The organism is Kitasatospora sp. NPDC002543 (genome assembly GCF_053594915.1).
In genome coordinates, this window is sequence record NZ_JBSFWR010000016.1 from 46,695 (window position 1) to 73,115 (window position 26,421).

Genomic DNA, 26,421 nt, shown 5'->3' on the forward strand with positions numbered 1-26,421 from the left:
ACGTCCGGCGTGACCTCGACTGTTACTCTTGCGAAGCGTGAGCGCGAAGCCCCAGATCCCCAATGTCCTGGCCTCCCGGTACGCCTCGGCGACCCTGGCCCAGCTGTGGTCCCCCGAGCACAAGGTGGTCCTCGAGCGCCACCTGTGGCTCGCCGTCCTGAAGGCCCAGCAGGACCTCGGCGTCGAGGTTCCGGCGACCGCCGTCGCCGACTACGAGCGGGTGATCGACCAGGTCGACCTCGGCTCGATCGCCGCCCGTGAGCGGGTCACCCGCCACGACGTGAAGGCCCGCATCGAGGAGTTCAGCGAACTCGCCGGCCACGAGCAGATCCACAAGGGCATGACGTCCCGGGACCTGACCGAGAACGTCGAGCAGCTCCAGATCCGCCAGTCCCTGGAGCACGTGCGGGACCGCACGGTCGCCGTGCTGGTCCGCCTGGCCAAGCTGTCCGCCCAGCACTCCGAGCTGGTCATGGCCGGCCGCTCGCACAACGTGGCCGCGCAGGCCACCACCCTGGGCAAGCGGTTCGCGTCGATCACCGACGAGCTGCTGGTCGCCTTCCGCCGCCTGGAGGAGCTGATCGCCCGCTACCCGCTGCGCGGGATCAAGGGCCCGGTCGGCACCGCCCAGGACATGCTGGACCTGCTCGGCGGCGACACCGAGAAGCTCGCCGAGCTGGAGCGCCGGGTCGCCGGGCACCTCGGCTTCGACCACGTGCTGACCAGCGTCGGCCAGGTCTACCCGCGCTCGCTGGACTTCGAGGTGCTCACCGCCCTCGTCCAGCTGGCCGCCGCGCCGTCCAGCCTGGCCAAGACCATCCGGCTGATGGCCGGCCACGAGCTGGTCACCGAGGGATTCAAGGAGGGCCAGGTCGGCTCCTCCGCGATGCCCCACAAGATGAACACCCGCTCCTGCGAGCGCGTCAACGGCCTGGCCGTCATCCTGCGCGGCTACGCCTCGATGACCGGCGAGCTGGCCGGCGACCAGTGGAACGAGGGCGACGTCTCCTGCTCGGTGGTGCGCCGGGTCGCGCTGCCGGACGCGTTCTTCGCCTTCGACGGCCTGCTGGAGACCTTCCTGACCGTCCTCGACGAGTTCGGCGCCTTCCCCGCCGTGATCGAGGCCGAGCTGGACCGCTACCTGCCGTTCCTCGCCACCACCAAGGTGCTGATGGGCGCGGTGCGCGCGGGCGTCGGCCGGGAGACCGGGCACGAGGTCATCAAGGAGCACGCCGTCGCCTCCGCGCTGGCGATGCGCGCGGGCGCCCGCGAGAACGAGCTGCTGGACCGGCTGGCCGCCGACGAGCGGATCCCGCTGGACCGGGCCGGGCTGGACGCGCTGCTGGCCGACAAGCTGTCCTTCACCGGCGCGGCCGGTGCCCAGGTCGCGGAGGTCGTCCGCCAGGTGGAGGCCGTCGCGGCCGCCTACCCGGACGCCGCCAAGTACGCGCCGGCCGACATTCTCTGACGTGTCGTCAGGCCCTCGTCAGGCCTGAGCCGAGGGCCCTGCCGCCGGACCGGTGGCGGGTCCCTCGCGCGTCGTGGGGACGTGGCCCGGGTCCAGCGGCGGAGCGGTGGGGCCGCACGGCCAGTCGCAGTTCGGCTCGGCCACCGGCTGCGCCGCCTCGGGGGCCAGGACGTTGCCCCGTACGGTCGCGGCGGCGATCAGCCCGCCGGCCGCCAGCAGACCGGCGCAGATCAGCATCGCGGTGTGGAAGGCCGAGTCGACCGAGGAGGGCACCCGGTAGGCGTCGCCGCTCAGCCCGGCCAGCGCCGGCAGGGCGGCCACCGCGAGCAGGCCGGCCGCGCGGGCGGCGGCGTTGTTGACCCCGCTGGCGATGCCCGCGTGCCGGACCTCGACGGCGGCCAGCACCGTCGCCGTCAGCGGCGCGACCAGCAGTGTCATCCCGCAGCCCATCACCGCGACGGCGGGCAGCACGTCCACCCAGTACGAGGAGTCGGGGCCGATGCGCAGCATCAGCAGCACCCCGGCGGCGCACAGCAGCGGGCCGACGGTCAGCGGGACACGCGGGCCGATCCGCTTGCCGAGGCGTCCGGCGCGCGCGGACAGCGTCAGCATCAGCACGGTGATCGGCACCAGGGCGAAGCCCGAGACCAGCGGCGAGAAGCCGGACACGATCTGGAGCTGCACCACCAGGAGGAAGAAGACGCCGCTGAACGCCGCGTACACGCACAGGGTGACCAGGTTCACCGCGGTGAACAGCCGGGAGGAGAACAGCCCCAGCGGCAGCATCGGTTCGGGGGCGCGGCGCTCGACCGCCACGAAGGCGGCGCCGAGCGCCAGCCCCAGCACCCCGCTGACCCAGACGGCGGGGGACAGGCCCTCGCCGGCCGCGGTCAGCGCGTAGGTGACCGCGCCGAGGGCGAGGGCGGCGAGCACGGCGCCGAGCACGTCGAAGCGACCGGAGGCGGCCTCGTCCCGGCTCTCCGGCACCGACCGGGTGGTGACGGCGATCACGGCGGCGGCCAGCGGCAGGTTCAGCAGGAAGATCCAGCGCCAGCCGGGGCCGTCCACCAGCCAGCCGCCGAGGAAGGGGCCGACCGCGGCCGACACCCCGCCGAGGCCGGACCAGAGGCCGACCGCCGCCGAGCGGTCGTCGGGGTGGAAGACGGCCTGGAGCATGGCGAGCGAGCCGGGGGTGAGCAGCGCCCCGCCGATGCCCTGCACGGCGCGGGCGGCGATCAGCACGTGGATGTTCGGCGCTGCGGCGCAGGCCGCGGAGGCGACGGCGAACCAGACCACACCGATCAGGAAGACCTTGCGCCGCCCGTACCGGTCGCCGAGCGCGCCGCCGAGCAGGATCAGGCCCGCCAGGGTGAGCAGATAGGAGTTCAGCGTCCACTGCAGGGACGCCAGGGAGGCGCCGAGGTCGGCGCCGATCCGGGGCAGGGCGACGTTCACCACGGTGCCGTCGAGCATCGCCATGCTGGAGCCGAGCACCGTTGCCATCAGTACCCAGCGGCCCTGCGCGGTGCCCAAGCGCAGGGTGCCGGCCTCGGAGGTGGTCACGGGCGAATCCTGCGCTGCCGGGGCGCGAGTGACAAGGGTCACCGGTGGGTGTGTTGGGGGTGGGCGGTGCGTGAGCGGGCGGCTGCGCAGTGTCGGCGATCTCGGCGCAGGGTCGTGGATCAGTGGCGCGGGGTGAATGGATTGTGTACGTATCGTGGGCCTGGGCCTGCGGAGGGTCACCGGGGCAGGGGGGATCGTTGCGTTTTCAAAGATCGACATTGCTTCACCCGAACGGATGGGTTTTAGTTCAGCGACCGCCCGGCCAGTCCGGACGGATCCGCCGGGTGGAACGCCGAGTCCTGCCGCTGCCCGGTGGTTCGAAACGAACTCTGTACGGCAGGAGCGGGGGACCCACAGGTAAGTCGCCGGACCGGAGTTCGCGCCTCAGGGCGCGGGCGTCCAGGACCGGCTAGGGGTGAAGCCGCACACGCGGCCGGGCAACTCCAGCCCGAACCCGACAGCTCACCTCGCAGGCGTCGGAGAGGAAACTTCCATGCCTGCACAGGCTCGTCGTATCGCCCTGCCCCGCGCCGCCCGCATCGGCATCGCCACCGCCGTGACCGGTGTCTCCTTCGCCCTCCCGCTCGTGACCGCGATGAGCGCCCAGGCCCACACCGCCCCGGCCGCGGCCGCCGCCGCCGCCAAGCCGGCCGCGCAGGCCCCCGCCCCGGCCCAGGCCGCCGCGCAGGAGAGCTACCGCGTCGTCGGCGGCGACACCCTGTCCAAGATCGCCGACGCCCGGAACGTCGAGGGCGGCTGGCACGCGCTGTACGAGCGGAACCGCTCGGTCGTCGGCGCCGACCCGAACCTGATCTTCCCGGGCCAGCAGCTCGCGCTGCCGGGCCATGCCGGCGCTCCGGCCAAGCCGGCCGCTCCGGCGAAGCCCGCCACGCCGGCGAAGCCCGCCGCTCCGGCGGCTCCGGCGACCCAGGCCGCCAAGCCGCAGGCCCAGGTCCAGGTGCAGACCGAGGCCGCCAAGCCGTCCGCGCAGCTCCAGACCCAGCTCCAGGTCGCCACGCCGGCCCAGGCCGTGACCGCCACTCCGGTCGCCGCCGCCACCTCCGGCTTCGTCGCCCCGCTGGCCAACCCGAGGCTCGGCACCGCCTACGGCGTGGCCGGCTCGATGTGGGCCTCCGGCCACCACACCGGCCAGGACTTCGTCGCCTCCACCGGCACCCCGCTGCGCGCGATCGCCAACGGCGTCGTGGTCAAGGCCGGCAACGGCGGCGCCTACGGCAACGAGGTCGAGATCAAGCTCGCCGACGGCCACTACGCCGAGTACGCGCACCTCTCCTCGATCGGTGTGAGGATCGGTCAGACCGTCACCGCCGGCCAGCAGATCGGCCTCTCCGGCGCCACCGGCAACGTGACCGGCCCGCACCTGCACTTCGAGATCCGCAACGGCTCGGAGTACGGCTCGGACATCAACCCGGTCGCCTACCTGCGCGCGCACGGCGTCGCGCTCTGACCCCGAGAGCTCCGGGGTACCAGGAACCACCGCTGCTGCGGGCGAACCGATCGCCCGGGATGGTCATGTCGGGTGACCGCTCGACCGGGTGATCGCCGCACGGCGGACATGGGCGCGGGACACGCCCAGGCCGGCCCGGCCGCACGAGGACCTCCTCGTGCGGCCGGGCCGGCCGCTTTCGTTCCCGGGGCCGCCCGGGGTGTTCCAGCGGTCGAACGAAGCGTCAACTCCGGCGCACTGCCGGGTGATCGGCTGAAGCGCCGGGCTCCTGCGGGGCGCCATGCTGGCGGGCGGTCAGCGCCCGGCCGGTCCGGCGGTGGGGCGGGTCAGTGAGGCGAGGAGGCCGGATGGCGGTCCGGAGCGGGGGCGTGGCGGGGGAGACGGCCGGACGGGAGCGGCTCGGCCCGGGCGGCGTCGACCGGTTGAAGGCGGACTCGGTCGGCCTGGTCGGGGTGGTGTTCATGGCGCTCGCCACCGCCGCCCCGATCACCGCGATGACCGGCAACCTGCCGATCATCGTCGGGCAGGGCAACGGGGCCGGCGCGCCCGCCGCGTACATCGTGGCGACGGTGGTGCTGACGGTGTTCTCGGTCGGCTACGTGGCGATGGCCCGTCACATCACCGCGGCCGGCGCGTTCTACGGCTACGTCTCGCACGGACTGGGCCGGGTGGTCGGGATGGCGGCCGGGCTGCTCGCGGTGCTCGCGTACGTCGTCACCGAGGCCTCGGCCCTCGGCTTCTTCGCGTACTCGCTGCGCGGGCTGGTCCGTTCCCAACTGGGGGTGGAGCTGGGCTGGGGCTGGTACGCGCTGTTCGGGGCGGCGGTGATCGGGGTGATGGCCTGGTTCGACCTGCACCTGACGGCCAGGGTGCTCGGGGTCGCGCTGGTGCTGGAGATCGGGGTGCTGAGCGCGGTGTCGTTCGCGGTGCTGTTCTCCGGCGGCGGTCCGGACGGGATCGCGGTGGCCGCCGTGAACCCGCTGAACGCGCTGAAGGGGGTGGGGAGTTCGGGGCCGGCGGCGGCCGGGCTCGGCCTGTTCTTCGCGTTCTGGTCCTGGGTGGGTTTCGAGTCCACCGCGATGTACGGCGAGGAGTCCCGCGACCCGAAGCGGGTGGTGCCGCGGGCGACGCTGGTGTCGGTGATCGGGGTCGGGCTGCTCTACGTCTTCGTGTCCTGGATGATCGTGTCCGGCAACGGGGTCGAACGGGCGATCGCGGTGGCGAGCGGCGCGGTGCCGGGCAAGGACGGCAACAGCCTGTTCTTCGACCCGCTCGGCGCGCACCTGGGGGCCTGGGCGGTGAAGGTGTTCCAATGGCTGGTCGTCACCGGCTCGTTCGCCTGCGCGATGGCCTTCCACCAGTGCGCGGCCCGGTACCTGTACGCGATCGGGCGGGAGGGGCTGCTGCACCCGGGGCTCGGCCGCACCCATCCGCGGCACGGCTCGCCGCACGTCGCCTCGGTGGTGCAGTCGGTGATCGCGGTGGGGCTGGTGGCGGGGTTCCTGGCGGCCGGGATGGATCCGTACGCGCACCTGTACACGCTGCTGGCGCTGCTCGGGACGATGGCGATCCTGGTCGTGCAGACGCTCTGCTCCTTCGCCGTGGTCGGGTACTTCCACGTGCGCCGACGGCACCCGGAGACGGCGCACTGGTTCCGGACGCTGGCGGCGCCGCTGGTGGGCGGGGTGGCGATGGCCGGGGTGGTGGTGCTGCTGGTGCTCAACAAGGACGCCGCGGCCGGGGCGGCGGCGCACACGCTGCTGTTCCGGCTGACGCCGTACCTGGTGATCGGGGTGTTCACCGGCGGGATCGCGCTGGCGCTCGCGGTGCGCCGGTGGCGGCCGGAGCTGTACGCGCGGATCGGGCGGGTGGTGCTGGAGGACGCGGTCGAGCGGTGACGGCGGGCGGTGGCGGGCGGTCGGCGACGGCGGGTGGCGGGGGGATCAGCCGCGCCGGACCGGCAGGCCGTGGTGGGCGGCGGACAGCAGCTCGTGCATCCGGTGGCCGAAGTCCTCGGTGTCCCGGGCCGGTTCGGGGAAGACCAGGCGGACGTCGCGGTGGCCGTGCGGGTGGTCCAGGCGCAGCACCAGGCCGTGGCGGTCCAGGGCGAGCGGGCGGACCTCGGGGGTGTGGACGAGCAGGGCCGGGTCGAGCAGCCGGGTGAGGAGGTCGAGCGCCTCGGCGTGGTCGTCGGCGAAGTGGGTGAGCATCGCGGCCTCGTGCCGGGCCAGCGGGTCGGGGGCGGACAGGGCGAGGTCGGCGGCGGTGATCGCGCCGGTGCCGTACGGGGTGGCGAGGACGGCGTGGGCGACGTCCACCCGCAGGTGCACGCTGAGGCCGTCGTCGGCGAGGTGGGCCAGGTGCAGCCGGCCGGCCAGGGTGAGGCGGGCGCGGACCCGGTCGCGGACGGCGACGGGGGCGACGTCGGTGACGTCGAGGACGACGGCGAGGCCGTCGGCGGCACCGGCGGCGGCCGTGGTGAGCGGGTCGTCCAGGGCGGTGCGCAGCCGCAGCCGGGAGCCGTGGACGGAGACCGGGGTGTCCAGGTGGTGGTGCTCGCCCAGGGCCCGGACGGTGAGCGAGGAGGTCGTGACGAGCAGGCTGTGGATCCGTTCGGCGGTGGTGGGCTCGGGGACCTCGGTGTCGCCGGTGGGCAGGCTCATGGACGGACCTCCAGTTGGTTAGGTGAGCCTAACCTAATGTGCGACCGGGGGTGTGGCAAGCACGCGTGCGGACAGGCCGAAGGGCCCGGACGCGCCTGCGGCGTCCGGGCCCTTCGGTGCGGCGGGTCGTCAGGCCACGACGGCCTGGGCGTCGATCTCGACCAGCATCGGCTCCTGCGGCAGCTCGACGAAGATCGTGGTGCGGCACGGCTTCACGCCGCCGGGCTTGACGTTCTCGTCGATGAATTCGGCGTAGACCTCGTTCATCAGCGGGAAGTCGGCGCGCTTGGTGAGGTAGACGCGGAACATCACCACGTCCTCGATGGTGGCGCCGCCGGCCTCGACGATGGCCTTGACGTTCTCCAGGGTGCGGCGGGTCTGCGCCTTCACGTCGCCGTGGTAAAGGTACTCGCCGGTGGCCGGGTCCTGCGGGCCCTGGCCGGAGACCTGGAGGATGGGGCCCTTGCGGACGCCCTGGGAGAACATCCAGGCGGGGGCGGGGGCGCCGTCGGTGCGGATCTCGGTCTTGTCGGAGGACATGCGGGGTTCCTTACTCTGGTCGACGGTTCGTCAGTTGTGGTCGGGGCGGCCGCAGTCGGCGGACACGGCGCGGGTGGTGGCGAGCAGCTGCGGAAGCAGGTCCAGCACCTGCTCGTACGGCAGGACCACGTCCGGGACGGAGATCGAGGCGGCGGCGACCACCCGGCCGCTGGCGTCCCGGACCGGTGCGGCCACGCAGTTGATGAAGGACTCGTGCTCGGCGTGGTCCTGCGCCCAGCCCTGGGCGGCGACCTTCTCCAGCTCGGCGAGCAGCGCCTCCGGGGTGGTCAGGGTGCGCTCGGTGTGCGGGGTGAAGCCGATCCCGGCCACCACCCGGCGCCGCTCGGGCAGCGGGAGGTCGGCCAGCAGCACCTTGGAGACGGCGGCGCAGTGCAGGGCGGCGCGCAGGCCGATCCGGGAGTACATCCGCACCGGGTGGCGGGAGTCGAACTTGTCGATGTAGACCACCTCGCCGCCCTCGTACGCGGCCAGGTGCACGGTCTGGCCGGTGGCGGCGTTCAGCTCGGCCAGGTGCGGGGCGGCGATCCGGCGCACGCCGCGCTGCTCCAGGGCCAGGCCGGAGAGGGCGAAGAGGCCGGCGCCCAGGTGGTAGCGGTAGGCCGCGTCGCGATAGACGAATCGTTCCTCTTCGAGGCTCTGGAGCAGGCGGAGCACGGTCGTCTTGTGGACGCCGAGCACCTCGGCGAGTTGGTCGAGGGAGCGCTCGCCCTCGCCGAGCTCGGCGAGGATGCGCAGGGCGCGGGTGACGGTCTGGCTCATCGTGCTCCGCTTCGAGGGCTGAGGGTCCTGCTCATTGTGCCCGGGACCGGTCGGCGGGGAGCGCCGGGCCGGCGGACGGCGCCGGGGCGGCGGACGGCGTCGGGGCGACCGGGCGCGTGGAGCCGGCGGGCAGCGCCGGGCCGGTGATCCCCTCCGCGGTGACCCGGGTGGCGGCCCACTGGGCGGGGGAGGCGGCGAGCAGGGCGGCCACCACGGTGGCGTCCGGCAGCTCGGCCTGGTCGCCGTGGGCGGTCAGCGCGCAGGCGGCGCTCAGGTGGCCGAGCCGCAACCGGCTCCGCTGGTCCAGGCCCCGGACGGTGCCGGCCAGGTAGCCGGCCGCGAAGGCGTCGCCCGCGCCGGTGGCCTCGACCACCTCGACCGCGAGGGCCGGCTCGGTGACCGCGGTGCCGTCCCGGCCCAGGGCCGTCACCTGGCGGGCAGCGTCCTTGACCACGACGGTGGCCGGGGCGGGGAAGCGGCGGCGCAGGGCGGCCGGGTCGCCGGTGCCGAAGGCGGCCTCGGCCTCGTCGGAGCCGAGCAGCAGCAGGTCGGCGGCGTCCAGCAGTGGCGGCAGCACGGCCGGATCGCGGTCGCGCCAGAGCGAGGGGCGCCAGTTGAGGTCGAAGCTGACCAGGCGGCCCGGGCGGCGGTCGGCGAGCAGGGCGCGCAGCAGGGCGAGGCAGTCGTCGGAGAGCGCGGCGGTGATGCCGGACAGGTGCAGCAGTCCGGCGCCCGCCAGCAGCGCGGCGGCGGCCGGGTCGGCGAGCAGGTCGGGGGAGAGCGCGGCGGCCGCGGAGCCGCGCCGGTGGTAGTGCAGCCGGCTGCGGCCGGGCCCGAGGTCGTGGCGGTCGCCGGTGCTGCCGCCGACCTCCTTGAGATAGAGGCCGGTCGGGCGGTGCGGGTCGACCGCGACCGCCGAGACGTCCACGCCGCGGGCGGCGACCTCGGCGAGCAGCCGGCGGCCGAAGCCGTCGTCGCCGACCCGGCTGATCCAGGCGGTCGGCACGCCGTGGGCGGCCAGCGCGCCCGCCACATTGGACTCCGCGCCGCCGACGGAGAGCCGGAAGCTCTCCACCGACTCCAGCGGGCCCGGGCGGTCCGGCAGCAGGACGGCCATCGACTCGCCCACGCACACCGCCGTCGGGGGAGGGCCGGGGCGGGTCGGGCCCTGGGTGTCCTGTCGCGGCATGTGCGGGGCTCCTCGTCTGCGGCCGTTCCGTCGAGAGCGGGCCCACCGGGTCGACTCCCCGCACGTCAGCGCCGCCTCGTCGGCGAGCGCTGAACGGGAGTCGACCCCGTTGACCGGGAGTCAGGTCCGTTGACCGTGATCCGGCGCCGATGCTAGAACCGTGTTGCCAGCATGTGCAACCCTCGTTGCACATGTTGCAACCTGTGCGGATGGAGGAACATGGTGGAGCAGACCTTCTCAAGCAGCGGCACCGGGCCGGGCATCGCCCGCGGAGCGGTGGCCGCCCTGGCCGACGAGCCGCTCGACTGGCGGTTCAAGGCCGCTCCGCCGCAGTCGTGGGGCCGCAGCACCCGGGAGTGGCTCGCCACCGGCCCCACCCTCTCCTCGCTCGGCACCCCGCTGCTCACCCTGGACGGCGCCGCCCTCGACCACAACGTCCGCACCATGGCCGACTGGTGCGCCAAGGCGGGCGTCGCGCTCGCCCCGCACGGCAAGACCACCATGGCACCCGCCCTCTGGCAGGCGCAGCTCGACGCCGGAAGCCACGGCATCACCCTCGCCAACCTGCCCCAGGTGCGGGTCGCTCGGGCCTTCGGGGTGCAGCGCATCCTGCTCGCCAACACCCTGCTCGACCCGGCCGGACTGGCCTGGCTCGCCGACGAGCTCGCCGTCGACCCCGACTTCGCCCTGCTCTCCTGGGTCGACTCCGTCGAGAGCGTGCGGCTGATGGACGAGGCACTCCGCGCCGCGGGCGCCGAGCGGCCGGTCGAGGTGCTGGTCGAGCTCGGCGGACCCGGCGGGCGCACCGGCGCCCGCGGCCTCGACGCCGCCGTCGAGATCGCCGCCGCCGTGCTGCGCGCCCCCACCCTGCGCCTGGCGGGCGTCGGCGGGTACGAGGGCGCGCTCGCCCATGACGCCTCGGCCGACGGACTGGCCGCCGTCCGCGACTACCTGCGCGAGCTCGGAACGCTGCACGGACGCCTGGCGAGCGCCTACCCGGACGGCACCCGGCCCGTGGTCTCGGCCGGCGGCAGCGCCTACTTCGACCTGGTGGTCGAGGAACTCGCCGACCTGCCGGAGGCGTTCGTGGTGCTGCGCTCGGGCGCGTACATCGCCCACGACGACGGCTTCTACCGGGGCATCTCGCCGCTGGCCCGGGACGGCGGGCAGGCCCCCTTCCGCGGCGCGCTGCACGGCTGGGGCCGGGTGGTCTCCCGGCCCGAGCCACAGCTCGCGCTGCTCGACGTCGGCAAGCGCGACCTGCCCTTCGACGAGGGCCTGCCCGAGCCGCAGCGGGTGCGCGGCGGAGCCGAGCTGACCGGCACGGCGGCCCGGATCACCGCGCTCAACGACCAGCACGCCTTCCTGCGGGACGCGGGCGACCTCGCGCCGATCGGCGCGGTGCTGCGGCTGGGCGTCTCGCACCCGTGCACGGCCTTCGACAAGTGGACAGCGATCCCGGTGCTGGACTCCGCGGACGCGGCGGAGCCGAAGGTCACCGGCCTGGTCAGGACGTTCTTCTGATGCCCGGGGAGAGAGCGGCCCCCGGGGGGCAGGCCGTCGGCGGACCCGCCGGGGGGACGGCCCCCGGCCGGAGGGCCCGCAGGGGCGGGACGGTCCTCCACGGTGCCACGGTCTTCCGCGGTGCCACCGTGGTGGACGGCACCGGTGCGGAGCGCTACCGGGCGGACGTCCGGATCGCCGACGGCCTGATCGCCGAGATCGGCGAGGGCCTCGACGCGCCCGAGGTGGTGGACGCCGACGGGCTGGTACTGGCCCCCGGCTTCATCGACATGCACGCCCACTCCGACCTCGCGCTGCTGCTCGAACCCGAGCACCCGGCCAAGGTCACCCAGGGCGTCACCTGCGAGGTGCTCGGCCAGGACGGCCTGTCCTACGCCCCGGTGGACGACGTCACGCTGCCCGCGCTGCGCCGCCAACTCGCGGGCTGGAACGGCGATCCGGACGGTTTCGACTGGGACTGGCGGAGCGTCGCCGACTACCTGGACCGGATCGACCGCACCGGTGTGGCCGTCAACGCCTGCTACCTCGTCCCGCACGGCACGCTGCGGATGCTCGTCATGGGATGGGCCGACCGCCGACCCGCCCCGGCCGAACTCGACCGGATGCGGCAGGTGCTGGCGAAGAGCCTGCTGGACGGTGCGGTCGGCATGTCCAGCGGCCTCAGCTACACCCCCGGGATGTACGCGGACACCGCCGAGCTGGTCGAGCTGTGCACCGTCGTCGCGGCCTACGGCGGCTTCCACGCGCCGCACCAACGCTCGTACGGCGAAGGTGCGTTGGAGGGCTACGCGGAGATGGTGGAGATCGCCCGGCAGAGCGGCTGCGCGCTGCACCTGACCCACGCCACGATGAACTTCGGGGTGAACCGGGGCCGGGCCGGTGAACTGCTGGCACTCCTCGACCGGGCGCTCGCCGACGGCGTCGACCTCACCCTGGACAGCTACCCCTACCTGCCCGGCTCCACCACCCTGGCCGCCCTGCTGCCGAGTTGGGCCACCGAGGGCGGACCGGCCGCGACCCTGGCGCGGCTCGGCGACCCGGCGCAGTGCGCGCGGATCCGCTACGAGGTGGAGGAGAAGGGCAGCGACGGCTGCCACGGCGTGGTCACCGACTGGACGACCATCCAGATCTCCGGCGTCCGCTCGGACTCGCTCGCCGGGGCGGTCGGCCGCACCGTCGCCGAACTGGCCGCCGAGGAGCGGCGGACCGGCACCGAGGTGTTCCTGGACCTGCTGCGCCGGGACGAGTTGGCCACCACGATCCTCCAGCACGTCGGGCACGAGGAGAACGTCCGCGCGATCATGCGCCACCGCGCGCACACCGTCGGCAGCGACGGACTGCTGGTCGGCGCCCGGCCGCACCCGCGCGCCTGGGGCACCTTCCCGCGCTACCTCGGCCACTACAGCCGGGAGTTGGGGGTACTGACGCTGGAGGAGACGATCGCCCGGATGACCGGCCGACCCGCCGCCCGGCTGGGGCTTGACCGGCGCGGCCGGATCGCCCCCGGCCACCACGCCGACCTGGTGCTGCTCGACCCCGGGAAGGTCCGGGACGCCGCCACCTTCGAGCACCCCCGGCTGCCCGCCGAGGGCATCGAGTACGTGTACGTCAACGGCACCGCCGTCGTCCGGCAGGGCCGCACCACGGGCGCCCGTCCCGGCCGCGCCCTGCGTCGAACCGACCGAGGAACCCTGGCCATATGACCGAGCTCTCCGCTCCGACCGATCCCTCCGACCCGACCGACCCGACCGACCCGAACGGCCGGACCGGCCCGACCGGCCTCTCAGGCCGGCGCGGTCCCTCCGTGCTGCGCGACGAACCGGTCATCGCGGTGGTCCGCGCCCCCCGGATCCCGGACGCCGCCGCACTCTGTGCCGCGCTCGCCGAGGGCGGCATCAATCTGACCGAATTCACCTACACCACACCGAATGTGACGGATCATCTGCTCCGGGCGTCGAAGGCCGGCTGGCGGGTCGGCGTCGGCACGGTGCTGACCGCCGAACAGGCGCGGCTCGGGGTCGGGGCGGGCGCCTCCTTCCTGGTCACCCCCGGCTGCCGTCCCGAGGTGGCCGAGGCGGCGGCCGACGCGGAGGTGCCGGTGGTGCTCGGGGCGCTCACCCCGACCGAGGTCGCCCACGCGGTGGACCTCGGCGCCGCCGCCGTCAAGATCTTCCCGGCCCGGTCGTTCGGCCCCGGCTACTTCAAGGACCTGCGCGGCCCGTACCCGGACGTGCCGCTGGTGGCCTCCGGCGGGGTGAACGCGGGCAACGCCGCCGAGTTCCTGGCGCACGGCGCGCTCGCGGTCTGCGCGGGGACGGACGTGGTGCCGCCGGACGCCGTCGCGGCGGGGGACTGGGCGGAGATCACCCGGCGGGCCCGGGCGTTCACGGCGGCCTGTGCGAGGACGGTCCCGTAAGGGGTGCTCCCGCCGCGGGGTGCGGGCCCCGTGAAGGCGGGGCGAGGCGGGCTGTCGGGACGGCCGGGATCGGACGAGAATCGGGGGCACCCGGCTCGGCCCCGGCCGAGCCCGTCCCGGCTCAGCTCCCGCCCGGGCCCCGGACCCGGCTTCCCGCCGGGCCCGGCCCGGGCTCCGGACCCGGCAGGAGGAACCGCCCATGACCTCGACCCGCCCCGGCCCCGAGTGGCTCGCCACCGCCGTGCTGTACCAGATCTACCCGCAGAGCTTCGCCGACTCCGACGGCGACGGCATCGGCGACTTCGCCGGCATCGCCGAGCACCTGGACCACCTCGCCTGGCTCGGCGTCGACACCGTCTGGCTCAACCCCTGTTTCGCCTCGCCGTTCCGCGACGCCGGGTACGACGTCACCGACTACCTCACCCCGGCGCCGCGCTACGGCAGCACGGAGGGCCTGGCGGCGCTGGTCGAGGCCGCCCGCCGCCGGGGCATCCGGATCCTGCTGGACCTGGTGGCCGGGCACACCTCCGACCGCCACCCCTGGTTCCTGGCCTCCGCCGAGGACCCGGCGGACCACCGGTACATCTGGTCCGACCGCCCGGTGGACGGCTTCGTCGCCTCGCCCGGCGGCCGCCCCGGCTGGTACCGGCCGAACTTCTTCGACTGCCAGCCGGCGCTCAACTTCGGCTACGCGCGCACCGATCCGCGGGAGCCCTGGCGGCAGCCGGTGGACGCGGACGGCCCGCGCGCCAACCGGGCGGCCCTGCGCGGGATCATGGCCCACTGGCTCGCTCTCGGAGTGTCCGGCTTCCGGGTGGACATGGCGTACTCGCTGGTCAAGGAGGACCCGGGCACGGTGGAGACGGCGAAGCTCTGGACCGAGCTGCGCGACTGGTTGGACCGCGCCCACCCCGAGGCCGCCCTGCTCGCGGAGTGGGGCGACCCGGCCGCCGCCGTCGCGGCCGGCTTCCACGCGGACTTCTTCCTGCACTTCGGCGGGGAGGACGACGGCCTGCCGCTGCGGTCCCTGTGGAACAACAACGGCGGGACGGTCGAGGAGTTCTGGCACCAGGAGTCCTGCTTCTTCGAGGCCGAGGGCCGGGGCACCCCGCGGCCCTTCCTGGACGCCTGGCGCTCCGCCGCCGAACTCACCGAGGGCAGCGGGCACATCGTGCTGCCCACCGCCAACCACGACTTCTCCCGGCTGGCCACCGGCCCGCGCACCGCGGAGCAACTCGCCTCCGCCTTCGCCTTCCTGCTCACCTGGCCCACCCTCCCCGCCGTCTACTACGGCGACGAGATCGGCATGCGCTACTTGCCGGGACTGCCCGACACGGAGGGCAGCGTCCTCGGTCCGCGGTTCAACCGGGCCGGCTCCCGCACCCCGATGCAGTGGACGCCCGGCCCGAGCGCCGGGTTCTCCAGCGCCCCGCCCGAGCGGCTCTACCTGCCGGTGGACCCGGACCTGCACCGTCCGGACGTGCTCTCCCAGCGCGCCGACCCGACCTCGCTGCTGCACACCGTCCGGCGGCTGATCGCGCTGCGCCGGGCGCACCCGGGGCTGGGCGCGGCCGGCGGGGTGGAGGTCCACGGCGCCGGCTACCCGCTGGTGTACACCCGGGCCGGGCGGTACCTGGTGGCGGTCAACCCGCGCCGGGAGCCGGCCTCGGTGCCGGCGGCGGGCCTGCCGGAGGGTGCGTGGCGGACGCGGGGCGTCCGGCCGCTCGAGGTCCAGGGTGTGCGGGTGTCGGACGGGGAGCTGCGGGCGGACGGGTTCTCGTACGGGGTGTTCGACCTGGGCTGAGCGCGGGGTGCGGGGGGCGTCGATCGGGGGCGTCGAGGAGTGGCGGGGGAGCGGGCCGCGCGGGGTCGCCCGCGGGGCTCGGCTTCCGATCGGTGTCGGACAGTTGTAAGCTACATCCATAGATGGTTGCATTTGCCACCCTCATTGGTTGCATTTACCACCTTCTTGATCATCGAGAGACACCACCGGAGGACGGTACGAACACCATGAGCACACCCCGGAACCCTGCCGCGGCGCCCACCCTGGGGCACTCGCTCAAACACCTGGCCGTCCACCTGATCACCCCGCTGCTGATGTGCCTGGGCATGGCGCTCGCCTACCAGGGCGCCTTCCACCAGCCCGAGCCGCACCACCTCGAGGTGGCCGTGGTCGGCACCACGCCGCAGGCGCACGGCCTGGCGCAGGCGATCCAGGGCAAGGCCGGGGACGCGCTCGACGTCCGGACCGTGGACGACCGGGCCGCCGCCGAGCAGCAGCTGCGCGACCGGGACCTGGTCGGCGCCTTCGTGCCGGACGCCAGGAGCCCCGAACTGATCGTCGCCAAGGGGAACTCGGACACCTCGGTGGTGGCCGCGACGGCGGTGTTCACCAACGTCACCGACCAGCAGGGCGTGCCGCTGCACGTCACCGACCTGACCACCCCGGCCGAGGGCGACCCGACCGGACAGGGCCTGTTCTTCCTGCTGGTCGCGCTGAGCATAGGCTCCTACGCCAGTGTCGCGGTGATCGGCGCCGCCGGTGCGGGGCTGAGCATGGCGGTCCGGGCGCTGGTCGGAGTGGCCGTCTCGCTGGCGGTCAGTGTGATCGGCATCGTCACCGCCGGACCGGTCTTCCACGTGGTCGACCACGACCAGGCGGCGATCTGGGCGCTCGGCTGGCTCTACTCCGCGGGCGTCGTGCTGATCGGCATCGGCCTGCACAGCTTCCTGAAGAAGTGGACCACGCTGGCCCTGATGGTGCTGTTCGTGATGCTGAACTTCACCTCCTCCGGCGGCGTCTACCGGCCCGAGCTGCAGAACGGGTTCTTCGGCGGTCTGCACGGCTTCTGGACCGGCGCCGGCTTCCTGGAGGGCGCGCGCAGCATCCTGTACTTCGACGGCGGCGCGGGCCTCGGCGGGCACGTGGTGACCCTGCTGGTCTGGCTGCTGCTCGGCGGGGCGGCCCTGGTGGCCGCGGCGATGTACGAGGGCCGCGGACGCCGCCCGGCGGAGACGCCGGAGGAGGCCGAGGAGGAGATGGAGGAAGCGGTCGCGGTCTGACCGCGCCCCGGAGGAGCTTCACCCGGTGCCACGGGCATCGGCACCGTAGGTGGGGATCGGAGGCCCGCGCCCGGCTCTGGACAAGCCGGACGCGGGCCTCGGCGCGTTGCCGGACCGGTGGTGTGCGCGGTGCTCAGGGGCGGTGCCCGGGGTCGGAGGCACTCGGGCCCCCGTCGTCCGTGCCCCCGTCGTCCGTGCCGTCCCGGTGCCGCTCGGGCGGGGCGTCCAGCCAGGCGGTCAGCTCGGCGGTGTGCTCGCCGAGCCGCGGCGGGGGCAGGTGGTAGCGGGGCGGGGTGCGGGAGAGGCCGATCGGGTTGGCGACCAGGTCCAGCGGGTGGCCGTCCGGGCCGGGCAGCGGCGCCCGGGGGTGCAGGCCGAGCGAGTCGGCGAGGCCGAAGGCCTCGGCCAGGTCGTTGACCGGGCCGCAGGGCACCCCGAGCGGGGTGAGGAGCGCGAACCACTCGGCGGCGGTGCGGCGTTCGAGCCGGGCGGTGAGTTCGCGGGCCAGCTCGGTCACGTGCGCGACCCGGTCGGAGTTGGTGGCGAAACGCGGGTCGGCGGCCAGTTCGGGGGCGCCCACGCCCCGGCAGAGCGCGGCGAACTGCCGGTCGTTGCCGACCGCGACGACCAGCGGGCGGTCGGCGGCGGTGAACACCTCGTACGGGGCGATGGACGGGTGGCGGTTGCCGAGGATGCCCGGCACGGCGCCGGCCAGGGTGTAGCCGGCGGACTGGTTGACCAGGCCGGAGAGCAGCGTGGAGAGCAGGTTCAGTTCCACCAGCTGGCCCCGGCCGGTGGCCTCGCGCTCGCGCAGCGCGGCGAGCACGCCGACCGCCGCGTGCAGCCCGGTCAGCACGTCCACCAGGGCGACGCCGGTCTTCACCGGTTCGCCGGGGGCCGGGCCGGTCACCGACATCAGGCCGCCGACGGCCTGCACCAGCAGGTCGTAGCCGGGCAGTTCGGCGCCCTTGCCGGAGCCGAAGCCGGTGATCGAGCAGTAGACCAGCCGCGGGTTGAGGGCCTGGGCGCGGTCCGGGCCGAGGCCGTGGCGGGCCATCGTGCCGGGGCGGAAGTTCTCCACCAGGACGTCGGCGCGGCGGACGAGTTCGACGGCGCGGGCGTGGTCGGCCGGGTCGCGCAGGTCGAGGGTGACGGAGCGCTTGTTGCGGTTGACGGAGAGGAAGTAGGTGGCCTCGCCCTGGGCGTGCGGCGGCCCCCAGGCGCGGGTGTCGTCGCCGGTGCCGGGCTGCTCGACCTTGATCACGTCGGCGCCGAGGTCGGCCAGCAGCATGGTCAGGTACGGCGCGGCGAGGACCCGGCCGAAGTCGGCGACCAGGACGCCGTCCAGCGGGATCCCGCTCATGCCCGGCCCCCGGGCGTCCCGGATGCGTCGGGCATGCTGCCGGGCGTGCCGGCCGCCGCGGCCGGGGCGGGTCCGGCCGTCGCGTCGCCGGAGGGGGCGTCGCCGCGCAGGTGGGGGCGGGCCAGCAGGAGGTAGAGGCCGCCGGCCGCGAGCACGACCACGGCCGACAGCAGCACCAGGTAGTTGTCGTACCAGGCGGCGTCCGGGGTGCGGCCCCAGCAGATGTTGACGATCGCGGCGACGCCGTAGACCAGCGCGCCGACGTTCACCGCCAGGCCCCAGCGGCCGAGCCGGAAGTCCCCGCTCGGGCGCCAGCCGCGCAGCCGGGCCCGCAGGGCGGCCAGCACCACCATCTGGAACGCGAGGTAGATGCCGATGCTGGAGAAGGAGATGATCTTCGTGAGGGCTCCCTCGGAGAGCGTCGAGGCACCCACGATGATCACTCCGGGCAGCGCGGCGGCGAGCAGCAGCGCGTACGGCGGCACCCGCAGCCGGCCCGAGACGGTGGCCAGCAGCCGGCTGCCCACGATCATCCGGTCCCGGGCGAAGGAGTACGCGAGCCGGCTCGCCGCCGCCTGCAGGCTCAGCACGCAGGACAGGAAGGAGATCAGTACCACGCCGATCACCACCCGGGCGCCGGCCGCCCCGAAGGCGTCGTGCAGCACCTTCGCCACCGGGTCCGTGTCGTCGCCGGAGACCACCGCGCCGATGTCCTGGATCGACATCACCAGGGCCAGGCTGACCCCGATGGCCGCCGCGCCGCCGACATAGATGGTGCGCCGCATCGACTTGGGGATCTGTCGACCCGGGTCGGGCACCTCCTCGGCGACGTCGCCGCAGGCCTCGAAACCGAAGAAGAGGAAGACCGCGATCAGCCCGGCGGCCAGGAAGGCGTCGGTGTAGTCGCCGTCACCGCCCGCGCCGAACCGGTCGAAGAGCACGCCGAGGCCGTGGTAGCGGTGCGTCAGCAGCAGCCAGGCGCCCACCGCGAGGGCACCGAGCAGCTCGGCGGCGAAGCCGAACATGGCCGCCGCCGACAGCACCCGGGTGCCGCCCAGGTTGATCACGGTGGCGAGCGCCAGCAGGCCCAGCGCGCACCAGACGGTCGTCGCGGTGCTCGGCTCGACGCCCAGCAGGGCGGCCACGTACGGTCCGGCGCCGTAGGAGACGGCGGCGATGGTGGACATCAGCGCCAGCAGGTAGACCCAGCCGGTCAGCCAGCCCCAGGTGCGGCCCCAGAGCCGGCGCGCCCACGGGTACACCCCGCCGGCCACCGGGAACTGGGCGACCACCTCGCTGAACACCAGTGCCACCAGCAGCTGGCCCAGGCCCGCGATCAGGAAGCTCCAGACCATCGGCGGCCCGGCGGTCCGGAGGGAGGAGGCGAAGAGGGTGTACACGCCGACGACGGGGGAGAGGTAGGTGAAGCCGAGGGAGAAGTTCGCCCACAGGCTCATGTCGCGTTTGAACTCGGAGGTGTACCCGAGGGCGGCCAGCCGTTCGGCGTCCGGGTCGGGGGAGCGGACGGTGGCACGGGCACTGGCATCGGTCATGACCTGCTCCTGGGAACGTGTCGTGATGCGTGGGGAGCGCTACGGGGTGCTGCTCGGGCCGGGGCTGCGGGAAAACATACGAGCTTGGGTTTCCAGCGGCAAGGGTGCGCGCTCGACCGGGGGGTACCCTGCGGGAAACATCCGGTCGGAGGGGGATCCGAAGCGGACTCCCCACCCGGAGCCGGGGGACCGGTCCGGGGACTGGTCCGGAGGCGGGGACCGGCCCGGGGATCTGCCCGGGGACTGGTCCGAGGCGGCGATCGAGGAGGGTCCGCGTGACCACCATCGGCAGGACGACCCCGCTGCTCAGCGCCGTCCTCGCGCCACTCGCCGACCACGGGCGCGCCGATGCGGTGGCCCGCCGGATCGCCGAGGCCATCGCCCTCGGGCTGGTCGCCGACGGGGACCAACTGCCCAGCGAGAACGACCTCTCCGACCGGCTCGGCGTCGCCAACGGCACCGTCCGCGAGGCCCTCGCCCTGCTCCGCGAAGCCGGACTGGTCGAGACCCGGCGCGGCCGCAACGGCGGAAGCTTCGTCCGCACCCCCGCCGAGGGCTCCGAACGCCTGCGGCTCGCCCGGCTGCGCGACCTCGCCGCCGCCGACCTGCGCGACCTCGGCGACGAGGAACTGGCCGTCTTCGGCACCGCCGCCCGGCTGGCCGCCGAACGCGCCCAGGCCGACCTCGGCCCGAGGCTCACCCGGCTGGTGCACGACCTGCGCGACGCCACCGGGACCGCCGAGCAGTGCCGGGCCGACGCCCGCTTCCACATCGAACTCGCCGTCGCCGCCCAGTCGGTGCGGCTCGCCCGGCTCGCCGTCCGGCTGCAGGCCGAGCTCGGCCCGCTGCTCTGGCTGCCCGCCCCGTACGGGCCGGACCGGGAGCGCTTCGCTGAGCAGCACCGGGAGATCCTGGTCGCCGTGCTGGCCGGTGACGCGGCCGGGGCCCGGGCCGCGGCCGAGTCGCACACGGTGGCCTGTGTGCGCCATCTCGTCCGGCAGCACCTGGAGTTGGCGGACGGCGGCGGGCCGCTCGCGGACCCGGCGGTCGGACGGGCCGACGGCGAGCCGACATGACCTTCAGGTGTGAAGGTATTACCCGGCGCGCCTTCCGCGGCTGGGCGGCGTGCTGAAGCAGCAGTCCCCGCAGAGCCCGGCACCCGGACCCACCCGGTAGTAGAGGCAGCAGCTGTTCCGCCGGAACGCCGTGCCGTACGGACCGGTGTGCAGGGTGCCCGAACCGGCGAGCGGTTCACGGTCCAGCAGCTCCGCCACCAGGGGCCGCGCGGCGCCCGGCGCGTGGGCGTCCAGCACTCGCAGCGTCTCGGCGAGCGCGGAGGCGGCGTTGCCGAGCAGCAGGCGCGGGGAGAGCGGGGCGGCGGCCCGGACGGTTGCGGCCAGCGGCTCCAACTGGCCCAGCAGGACGGTCTCGTGGAGTCGGTCGGCGAGCGTGGCGGCGTCCGGCCGGGCGGGCTCCGGCCGGGCGGACTCTGCGCGGGCGGGCTCTGTGCGGATGGGATCCGTGCGGGCGGGCTCCGGCGGGGTCCACAGGTCGAGCGGGCCCTGGTCCGGGATCCGCATCCAGGCGTCCTCCAGGGTCGGGACCGTCCCCAGCAGGACGGCCGAGCCCAGCCCCACGGACCAGAAGCGGGCGGCCAGCCCCAGGTGCAGGATCGAGGCGGCGACCCGGGGTTCACCGGTGCCGAGCCGCCGTGCCACCACCCGCAGCCGCGCCGCCAGCGGCGCGTCCGGCCCGGTGCCGTACAGCTCGGCCAGCGGGCGGAAGCCCTCCGGGGGCCGCCCGGCGGGCGAGGTGCCCAGCGCGAAGTACGGCCCGACGGCGGCGAGTCGGGCGTAGTCGGGCGGTGGGCTGGTCGGCGCGGGGTTCAACGGCCCTCCCCTGTGCGGTCGTTGAACCCCGCGCCCGCTGGTGTCGGGGTGGTCGGTCGGTCGAGGGGCAACGGGGCCTCCGGGTCTGCGGGCGTTCGGGTGGTGGTGTGCGGCCCCGCTCGCCGCCCACCCGTGCCCGCCCGTCGCCGGTTCGTGGCCGGGTCCGTCGCCGGTTCGTCGCCGGACGGTCCCCGGCAGGCCCGGTCGGCCGGGTGTCAGCCGCGCACGGAGAAGTCACCACTGGTCGTGCGGATGAACGGTACCGTGCCCTGGCAGTCCGACACCGGCTGGCCGAACACGCCCCAGACCCAGCCCATCCTGTCCCCGCGCCGGCCGGTGTCCTCCACCGAGAGCGAGACCTTCTGGCCGGTCAGCTCCAGGCCCGGGAACCACGGCGCCTCGCCCTTGGTGATCACCCCGGTGGCGATCGCCTCCCGGCCGCCGACGGCCAGGCAGGTGATGTCCCCCTCGAAGTCGGCGACCAGTCGGCCGTCGGTGTGCACGTGGCGGACGTGGAAGTGGCCGGCGGTGGCGCGCGGATCGGTGTTGGTGGCGGTGCGGGCGTCCACCGAGATCCGCACCGGGTCGCCCTCGAACCCCTGGAACGCGGAGGTGAGGACGGTGTCGCCGGTGCCGTGCACGCTCACCGGCCCGAAGTCGCCCGCGGCGGCGGAAGGTTCCGCGGCGGCCGTGGGCGCGGCGGGGGCCGCGACGGCCGGTGCGGCGGCGGGGACGGGGACGGCGGCGGCAGCCGGTGCGGCGGCGGTCGCGGCCAGCAGGAGGCAGGCGGCTGCGGCGGTGGCGAGGCGTCGGTTCATGGCGGTCGGTCTCTCCCTCGGTGCGGTTGTTCCGGCGGCACCGAGTCTGCTCCGGCCCGGGCCGCCGTTCCTCCCGCTGCGGAGGGGAGTTGACGGCGGACCGATCCCTCCCGAGGAGGAGCCCGTGTCCCCCGGGAGAGCTGCCCTTAGGCTCGGCGGTGTGCGTACCGAAGCCAGATCCCGCTCGCCCCGGGCCCGCCGGGTGTTCGCCGCCGTCTCCGCGCTCGCGCTGTCGGCGCCCGTCCTGATGGCGCATCCGGGCGCTCGCGGGTCGGCCGCGCTGCTCGCCCTGACGGCGGTGGTCGTCGCGGTGGTCGCGCTGGCGCCGTGGCCCGTCGGGCGGATCCCGCTCGTCGCGGCCGCCGGGGCGGCGGCCGGGGCCTCGCTGCTGGTCGACGCGCTCTACCCGGGCCCGTACCGGCTGCCCGCGTTCTGGCTGCCCTTCGAATGGACGGCCCTGCTGGGGCTGATGTTCCGGGTGGTCCGCCGGCTGCCGGACCGGCAGGCCGGCGCGGTCGGCGCACTGGTCGGGCTCGCGGCGGTGCTGCTGCCGCTGCGGTTCGTCCTGCGGACACCGCAGAGCGGCGTGACCGCGGCGGTGGTCGGGGTGGTGCTCTCGCTGCTGCCGCTGCTCGGCGTCGCGGGGGCGGCGCTCTACCTGCGCGTCCTGGACGTCCGACGGGAGCGGGCGGTCGACGCGGCCCGGCGCGAACAGCGGCTGGAGGTGGCCCGGGGGCTGCACGACTTCGTCGCCCACGAGATCACCGGCATCGTGTTGGAGGCCCAGGCCGGCCGACTCCCGGGCCAGGACGCCGAGGAGACCACCGAGCTGCTGCGGCGCCTGGAGGAGGCGGGGCTGCGGGCACTGGACTCGATGGACGAGATGGTCGGCGCCCTGCGCGAGCCGAGCGGGCCGGCCGGCGGGCCCGGACCGGAGGAGCGGGCCGCCACGGCGACCACGCGCCGGTTGGGCCTGGCCGACCTCCCCGAGCTGGTCGCACGCTTCGGGACCACCGGTGCCGTGCGCGCCACCGTCGACCTGGCGCCCGGCACCGCCGGCCGGCTCTCCGCCGAGGCCGAGGCGACCGCGTACGCCGTCGTCCTGGAGGCCCTCACCAACATCCGCCGGCACGCCCCGCAGGCCGGTGAGGTCACCGTCCGAGTGGCCCCCGGCGCGGACGGCGGCGTCGAGCTGACCGTCACCGACGAGGGCGGTCCCGCCCGCGGGCCGCTGCTGCGCCGCCGGCCCGGCGCCGGTGGCACCGGACTGGCGGGACTCACCGCCCGGGCGGCCGCCCACGGGGGCTCGCTGACCGCCGGCCCGGGCGCGGCCGCGGGCTGGCGGGTCAGCTGCTCCCTGCCGGGGCGCTGAGGCGGGGTGCTGGGGCCGGGCGCTGAGGCGGGGTGGAGCGGGCGGCGCCGAGCGGTGTCGCCCGCGGGTGCGTCCGGAGGCTCAGGCCCCCGGCGGCCCGGTTGGGTCCGCAGTCTCGGGTCCCCAGCCGCCGGGCCGCCGGGCCGCCGGGCCGCCCGGCCGCGTTCCGCGGGCTCAGTGGCCCCGGCCGCCGCCCCGGGTGCCGCGCGGGCGGGTCAGGGTGAAGCGGTCGACCGGGACGAGGTCCCCGTACGGTCCGCTGACGGAGTAGTAGGTGACGCCGATGGTGGTCTGCCCGTCGCGGCCGCCCGGGTCGACGTCGAAGGAAGCGAAGCCGTACGGGTTCCGGGCGTCCCGGAAGGCGGACCAGGGGGCGTCCTCGATCACGTACACCGGCGGGCGCTTGCCGGTGGCCGGGTCGACGGCGCCGACGCCGGTGATCACCCGGGCCTTGGCGGGTTCGAAGAAGAGCTGGTTGGACGGGGCCGAGGTGCCGCCACCGCCGATGACCATGTGGACGGTGCCCTTGGTGGTGTCGATGGTCTCGGTGCCGGTGGCGACCGGGATCGGCGTGCGGGTGTCGGTCGGCTGCTGGCCGCGGATCGGGTGCGAGCGCTCGTAGTGGTGCTCGTGGCCGCACACCACCAGGTCCACGCCGTACTTGTCGAACAGCGGCACCCAGGACTCGCGGACCCCGAGGTCGGCGCCGTTGAACTTGTCGGCGGTGGAGATCACCACCTGGTGCATGCAGACCACGATCCAGTCGATCCCCGGGTCCGCGTTGGCCGCGATCAACTCCTTCTCCAGCCAGCGCTGCTGGGCGCCGCCGGAGTAGCCGTGGACGTAGCTGTTGCCGCCGTCCTGGTAGGCCACGTCGTCGTTGTTGAGGCTGATCACGCGCACCGAGCCGGCCGTGAACGAGTACCACAGGCCGCGCGTCTCCGCGTCGGAGCGGGCGTCTGGCAGCTCGAAGTACGCCTGGTAGGCGCCGAAGCCGATCGGGCCGTTGCCCTTCTCGTTCTCGTGGTTGCCGGCCGCGGGCATCCAGGGGCGGTGGCGGGCCGAACGGCTGTTGTTCTCGAACCAGTCGGACCAGGTGCGGACCCGGTCGGTGGCGATGTTCGCGTAGCAGAGGTCGCCGTTGAGCAGGTGGAACAGCGGGGCGATCCGCTCGACCCCGGCGGTGGTGTCGCCGGCGGCGGGGCTGCCGAGGTTGTCGTTCACGTAGCCGTTGGCGGTCTTCTTGCCGAGGGTGGGGGTGCCCTGGTCGCCGAAGCTGGTGAAGGTGAAGGCGGACCGGCCGCGCGGGGCGGTGCGGACGGTGCCGAGCTCGGGGGTGGTGCCGTCGTGGACGGCGGCGTAGACGTAGTCCGTGTCGGCGCGCAGGCCGGTCAGCCGGGCGTGGTGCACCTGGACCTCGGTGCCGGAGGCGGCGTCCCGGTAGGCGCGGGTCGCGGCCTGGACGGTCCGGCCGAAGCCGTTGTTCGAAGTCCCGTACATCACGCGCGGGTTGCCGACGAACCGGGTGGTGTGCCAGGAGACCACCACCTCACGCGAGGCGTCCGAGCCGAACTGGAGGTGCAGGCCGGCCACCCGCGGCGCGCCGGAGCGGTCCGGCCGCTGCCACAGCACGGGGGAGGCGGCGGCGGGCGTGGCCGCGATGCCGGAGAGGGACACGGCACCGCCGAGGCCGACGCCGGTCGCACCGGCCAGGAGTCCGCGCCTGCTGACGGGGAGACGTCCACTGGAATCGTTCATGGCGGCCAGCCCACCGGACGAAGGTGAACCGCGCCGGGTCCGCCGCGTGAACTTTGCCGCCCGTCACCCGTGCGCCACACTGCTGGACGTGACGAGTGCGAACGGCGAGGGCCCGCGGGTGATCCGCACCCTGATCGCGGACGACCAGGAGGCCGTACGACGCGGGGTGCGGCGGATCCTGACGGCTCAGCCGGCCATCGAGGTGGTGGGCGAGGCGGCGGACGGGCTCGCCGCGTTGGAGCTGGCGGCCGAACTGCGGCCGGACGTCGCCCTGGTGGACATCCGGATGCCGCGGATGGACGGGCTGGAGCTGACCCGGCGGCTGGCCGGGCCGGGGGTGGCGGAGCCGGTGCGGGTGGTGGTGCTGACCACCTTCGACCTGGACGAGTACGTGTACCCGGCGCTGCGGCACGGGGCGTCGGGCTTCCTGCTGAAGCGTTCCGGCCCGTCGCTGCTGGCCGAGGCGGTGCGGGCGGCGGCGGACGGGGAGAGCCTGATCAGCCCGTCGGTCACCGTCCGGCTGCTGCGGCACGTGACGGAGCCGAGCCGCCCGGAGCGGCGTTCGGAGCGGCACCCCGAGCGCGGCCGGCCGGCGCCGGTGGTGCCGCTGACCGAGCGGGAGGTGGAGATCGCCGGGCACGTCGCGGCCGGCGGCACCAACGCGGACATCGCCGCGGAGCTGTTCATCTCGCCGGGGACGGTGAAGACCCACGTCGCCAGCATCCAGCGCAAGCTCGGGGTGGCGAACCGGGTCGGGATCGCGGTGCACGCCTGGGAGATGGGCTGGGCGGGCACGCGGTAGCCGCCGCGCGGGGCGGGGCGGGGCCGCGGTGAGGTGGGGCGGCCGGAGACGGGGGCGCGTCCACGGGGCCGAGGGGATGCTCCGTGGACGCGCTGAACCTACGAGGCGGGGGTGGCCTCCGGACGTGATGTCCTCCGGCCGAGAGTTCGATCGTCGACCGAGGTAGTCAAACAGCGCCGGACCCTGATCCGT

The 26,421-nt window shown here is 74.8% G+C and carries 21 protein-coding genes and 1 riboswitch; of the genes, 11 read left to right on the forward strand and 10 right to left on the reverse strand.

The window, feature by feature from the left end; translation table 11 throughout:
* Positions 1 to 37: 37 nt before the first annotated feature.
* A complete protein-coding gene (gene purB, locus ACWD4P_RS10075) occupies positions 38 to 1,468 on the forward strand; it encodes an adenylosuccinate lyase (RefSeq protein ID WP_359823105.1) in 1,431 nt (476 codons plus the stop codon).
* 18 nt (positions 1,469 to 1,486) lie between these two features.
* Here the strand turns inward: purB and ACWD4P_RS10080 are convergent, their stop codons facing one another.
* Positions 1,487 to 2,971: an MFS transporter gene (locus tag ACWD4P_RS10080; RefSeq protein ID WP_449779312.1), complete on the reverse strand. Its 1,485-nt coding sequence runs from the start codon at positions 2,969 to 2,971 to the stop codon at positions 1,487 to 1,489.
* Positions 2,972 to 3,384: 413 nt separating this feature from the next.
* Positions 3,385 to 3,522: riboswitch (cyclic di-AMP (ydaO/yuaA leader) on the forward strand.
* Between the two features lie 2 nt (positions 3,523 to 3,524).
* Here ACWD4P_RS10080 and ACWD4P_RS10085 point away from each other — a divergent pair.
* Positions 3,525 to 4,499 carry a M23 family metallopeptidase gene (locus ACWD4P_RS10085; protein WP_449779277.1) on the forward strand — a complete coding sequence of 325 codons (975 nt, stop codon included), beginning with the start codon at positions 3,525 to 3,527 and terminating at the stop codon, positions 4,497 to 4,499.
* A 347-nt stretch (positions 4,500 to 4,846) separates the two neighbouring features.
* The gene (locus ACWD4P_RS10090) at positions 4,847 to 6,397 is read left to right on the forward strand and encodes an APC family permease (protein WP_449779278.1); all 1,551 of its coding nucleotides are present in this window, start codon (positions 4,847 to 4,849) and stop codon (positions 6,395 to 6,397) included.
* A 45-nt stretch (positions 6,398 to 6,442) separates the two neighbouring features.
* On the opposite strand, the gene ACWD4P_RS10095 is transcribed toward ACWD4P_RS10090, so the two are convergent.
* From ACWD4P_RS10095 to ACWD4P_RS10110, 4 genes are all read right to left on the reverse strand, one after another.
* Positions 6,443 to 7,162, reverse strand: coding sequence for a DUF2470 domain-containing protein (locus ACWD4P_RS10095; RefSeq protein WP_449779279.1), 720 nt, complete (start codon positions 7,160 to 7,162; stop codon positions 6,443 to 6,445).
* 129 nt (positions 7,163 to 7,291) lie between these two features.
* Positions 7,292 to 7,702: a RidA family protein gene (locus ACWD4P_RS10100; protein WP_449779280.1), complete on the reverse strand. Its 411-nt coding sequence runs from the start codon at positions 7,700 to 7,702 to the stop codon at positions 7,292 to 7,294.
* A gap of 30 nt (positions 7,703 to 7,732) precedes the next feature.
* Positions 7,733 to 8,482 carry an IclR family transcriptional regulator gene (locus ACWD4P_RS10105; RefSeq protein WP_359823095.1) on the reverse strand — a complete coding sequence of 250 codons (750 nt, stop codon included), beginning with the start codon at positions 8,480 to 8,482 and terminating at the stop codon, positions 7,733 to 7,735.
* A 31-nt stretch (positions 8,483 to 8,513) separates the two neighbouring features.
* Positions 8,514 to 9,671: a sugar kinase gene (locus ACWD4P_RS10110; RefSeq protein WP_449779281.1), complete on the reverse strand. Its 1,158-nt coding sequence runs from the start codon at positions 9,669 to 9,671 to the stop codon at positions 8,514 to 8,516.
* Positions 9,672 to 9,890: 219 nt separating this feature from the next.
* Here ACWD4P_RS10110 and ACWD4P_RS10115 point away from each other — a divergent pair, with 219 nt between their 5' ends.
* From ACWD4P_RS10115 to ACWD4P_RS10135, 5 genes are all read left to right on the forward strand, one after another.
* On the forward strand, positions 9,891 to 11,195 hold the full coding sequence (locus tag ACWD4P_RS10115) for an amino acid deaminase (RefSeq protein ID WP_449779282.1): 1,305 nt from the start codon (positions 9,891 to 9,893) through the stop codon (positions 11,193 to 11,195).
* A gap of 128 nt (positions 11,196 to 11,323) precedes the next feature.
* Positions 11,324 to 12,898 (forward strand): N-acyl-D-amino-acid deacylase family protein, encoded by a 1,575-nt coding sequence (locus ACWD4P_RS10120; RefSeq protein ID WP_449779283.1) that lies wholly within the window; start codon positions 11,324 to 11,326, stop codon positions 12,896 to 12,898.
* Entirely contained in the window at positions 12,895 to 13,611 is a 717-nt protein-coding gene (locus tag ACWD4P_RS10125) for a bifunctional 4-hydroxy-2-oxoglutarate aldolase/2-dehydro-3-deoxy-phosphogluconate aldolase (RefSeq protein WP_449779284.1), read from the forward strand. Before ACWD4P_RS10120 ends, ACWD4P_RS10125 begins: the two co-directional genes overlap by 4 nt.
* A gap of 199 nt (positions 13,612 to 13,810) precedes the next feature.
* Positions 13,811 to 15,415, forward strand: a complete 1,605-nt coding sequence (locus tag ACWD4P_RS10130) for an alpha-amylase family glycosyl hydrolase (RefSeq protein ID WP_449779285.1) — start codon at positions 13,811 to 13,813, stop codon at positions 15,413 to 15,415.
* 206 nt (positions 15,416 to 15,621) lie between these two features.
* A complete protein-coding gene (locus ACWD4P_RS10135) occupies positions 15,622 to 16,674 on the forward strand; it encodes an ABC transporter permease (RefSeq protein WP_359823082.1) in 1,053 nt (350 codons plus the stop codon).
* A gap of 133 nt (positions 16,675 to 16,807) precedes the next feature.
* Here the strand turns inward: ACWD4P_RS10135 and ACWD4P_RS10140 are convergent, their stop codons facing one another.
* Both ACWD4P_RS10140 and ACWD4P_RS10145 read right to left on the reverse strand, forming a co-directional pair.
* Positions 16,808 to 18,037, reverse strand: coding sequence for a CaiB/BaiF CoA transferase family protein (locus ACWD4P_RS10140; protein WP_449779286.1), 1,230 nt, complete (start codon positions 18,035 to 18,037; stop codon positions 16,808 to 16,810).
* Positions 18,034 to 19,590, reverse strand: coding sequence for an APC family permease (locus tag ACWD4P_RS10145; RefSeq protein ID WP_449779287.1), 1,557 nt, complete (start codon positions 19,588 to 19,590; stop codon positions 18,034 to 18,036). The genes ACWD4P_RS10140 and ACWD4P_RS10145 overlap by 4 nt, the downstream gene beginning before the upstream one ends.
* 275 nt (positions 19,591 to 19,865) lie before the next feature.
* On the opposite strand from ACWD4P_RS10145, the gene ACWD4P_RS10150 reads away from it, so the two are divergent.
* Positions 19,866 to 20,666 (forward strand): FadR/GntR family transcriptional regulator, encoded by an 801-nt coding sequence (locus tag ACWD4P_RS10150; protein WP_449779288.1) that lies wholly within the window; start codon positions 19,866 to 19,868, stop codon positions 20,664 to 20,666.
* Between the two features lie 18 nt (positions 20,667 to 20,684).
* On the opposite strand, the gene ACWD4P_RS10155 is transcribed toward ACWD4P_RS10150, so the two are convergent.
* Positions 20,685 to 21,479, reverse strand: a complete 795-nt coding sequence (locus ACWD4P_RS10155) for a (2Fe-2S)-binding protein (protein ID WP_449779289.1) — start codon at positions 21,477 to 21,479, stop codon at positions 20,685 to 20,687.
* 215 nt (positions 21,480 to 21,694) lie between these two features.
* Positions 21,695 to 22,297 carry a hypothetical protein gene (locus ACWD4P_RS10160; protein ID WP_449779290.1) on the reverse strand — a complete coding sequence of 201 codons (603 nt, stop codon included), beginning with the start codon at positions 22,295 to 22,297 and terminating at the stop codon, positions 21,695 to 21,697.
* A gap of 160 nt (positions 22,298 to 22,457) precedes the next feature.
* Here ACWD4P_RS10160 and ACWD4P_RS10165 point away from each other — a divergent pair, with 160 nt between their 5' ends.
* Positions 22,458 to 23,669 (forward strand): sensor histidine kinase, encoded by a 1,212-nt coding sequence (locus ACWD4P_RS10165; protein WP_449779291.1) that lies wholly within the window; start codon positions 22,458 to 22,460, stop codon positions 23,667 to 23,669.
* Positions 23,670 to 23,843: 174 nt separating this feature from the next.
* On the opposite strand, the gene ACWD4P_RS10170 is transcribed toward ACWD4P_RS10165, so the two are convergent.
* The gene (locus tag ACWD4P_RS10170) at positions 23,844 to 25,427 is read right to left on the reverse strand and encodes a purple acid phosphatase family protein (RefSeq protein WP_449779292.1); all 1,584 of its coding nucleotides are present in this window, start codon (positions 25,425 to 25,427) and stop codon (positions 23,844 to 23,846) included.
* 88 nt (positions 25,428 to 25,515) lie between these two features.
* Between ACWD4P_RS10170 and ACWD4P_RS10175 the strand changes: the two genes are divergently transcribed.
* Positions 25,516 to 26,229, forward strand: a complete 714-nt coding sequence (locus ACWD4P_RS10175) for a response regulator (protein WP_449779293.1) — start codon at positions 25,516 to 25,518, stop codon at positions 26,227 to 26,229.
* Positions 26,230 to 26,421: the final 192 nt, after the last annotated feature.

What these genes read in the sequence shown, in the direction of transcription:
- ACWD4P_RS10080 (WP_449779312.1), bottom strand. Translation starts at nt 2,971, where the DNA reads ATGGCAACGGTGCTCGGCTCCAGCATGGCGATGCTCGACGGCACCGTG.
- ACWD4P_RS10085 (WP_449779277.1), top strand. Translation starts at nt 3,525, where the DNA reads ATGCCTGCACAGGCTCGTCGTATCGCCCTGCCCCGCGCCGCCCGCATC.
- ACWD4P_RS10090 (WP_449779278.1), top strand. Translation starts at nt 4,847, where the DNA reads ATGGCGGTCCGGAGCGGGGGCGTGGCGGGGGAGACGGCCGGACGGGAG.
- ACWD4P_RS10095 (WP_449779279.1), bottom strand. Translation starts at nt 7,162, where the DNA reads ATGAGCCTGCCCACCGGCGACACCGAGGTCCCCGAGCCCACCACCGCC.
- ACWD4P_RS10100 (WP_449779280.1), bottom strand. Translation starts at nt 7,702, where the DNA reads ATGTCCTCCGACAAGACCGAGATCCGCACCGACGGCGCCCCCGCCCCC.
- ACWD4P_RS10105 (WP_359823095.1), bottom strand. Translation starts at nt 8,482, where the DNA reads ATGAGCCAGACCGTCACCCGCGCCCTGCGCATCCTCGCCGAGCTCGGC.
- ACWD4P_RS10110 (WP_449779281.1), bottom strand. Translation starts at nt 9,671, where the DNA reads ATGCCGCGACAGGACACCCAGGGCCCGACCCGCCCCGGCCCTCCCCCG.
- ACWD4P_RS10115 (WP_449779282.1), top strand. Translation starts at nt 9,891, where the DNA reads ATGGTGGAGCAGACCTTCTCAAGCAGCGGCACCGGGCCGGGCATCGCC.
- ACWD4P_RS10125 (WP_449779284.1), top strand. Translation starts at nt 12,895, where the DNA reads ATGACCGAGCTCTCCGCTCCGACCGATCCCTCCGACCCGACCGACCCG.
- ACWD4P_RS10130 (WP_449779285.1), top strand. Translation starts at nt 13,811, where the DNA reads ATGACCTCGACCCGCCCCGGCCCCGAGTGGCTCGCCACCGCCGTGCTG.
- ACWD4P_RS10135 (WP_359823082.1), top strand. Translation starts at nt 15,622, where the DNA reads ATGAGCACACCCCGGAACCCTGCCGCGGCGCCCACCCTGGGGCACTCG.
- ACWD4P_RS10140 (WP_449779286.1), bottom strand. Translation starts at nt 18,037, where the DNA reads ATGAGCGGGATCCCGCTGGACGGCGTCCTGGTCGCCGACTTCGGCCGG.
- ACWD4P_RS10145 (WP_449779287.1), bottom strand. Translation starts at nt 19,590, where the DNA reads ATGACCGATGCCAGTGCCCGTGCCACCGTCCGCTCCCCCGACCCGGAC.
- ACWD4P_RS10160 (WP_449779290.1), bottom strand. Translation starts at nt 22,297, where the DNA reads ATGAACCGACGCCTCGCCACCGCCGCAGCCGCCTGCCTCCTGCTGGCC.
- ACWD4P_RS10170 (WP_449779292.1), bottom strand. Translation starts at nt 25,427, where the DNA reads ATGAACGATTCCAGTGGACGTCTCCCCGTCAGCAGGCGCGGACTCCTG.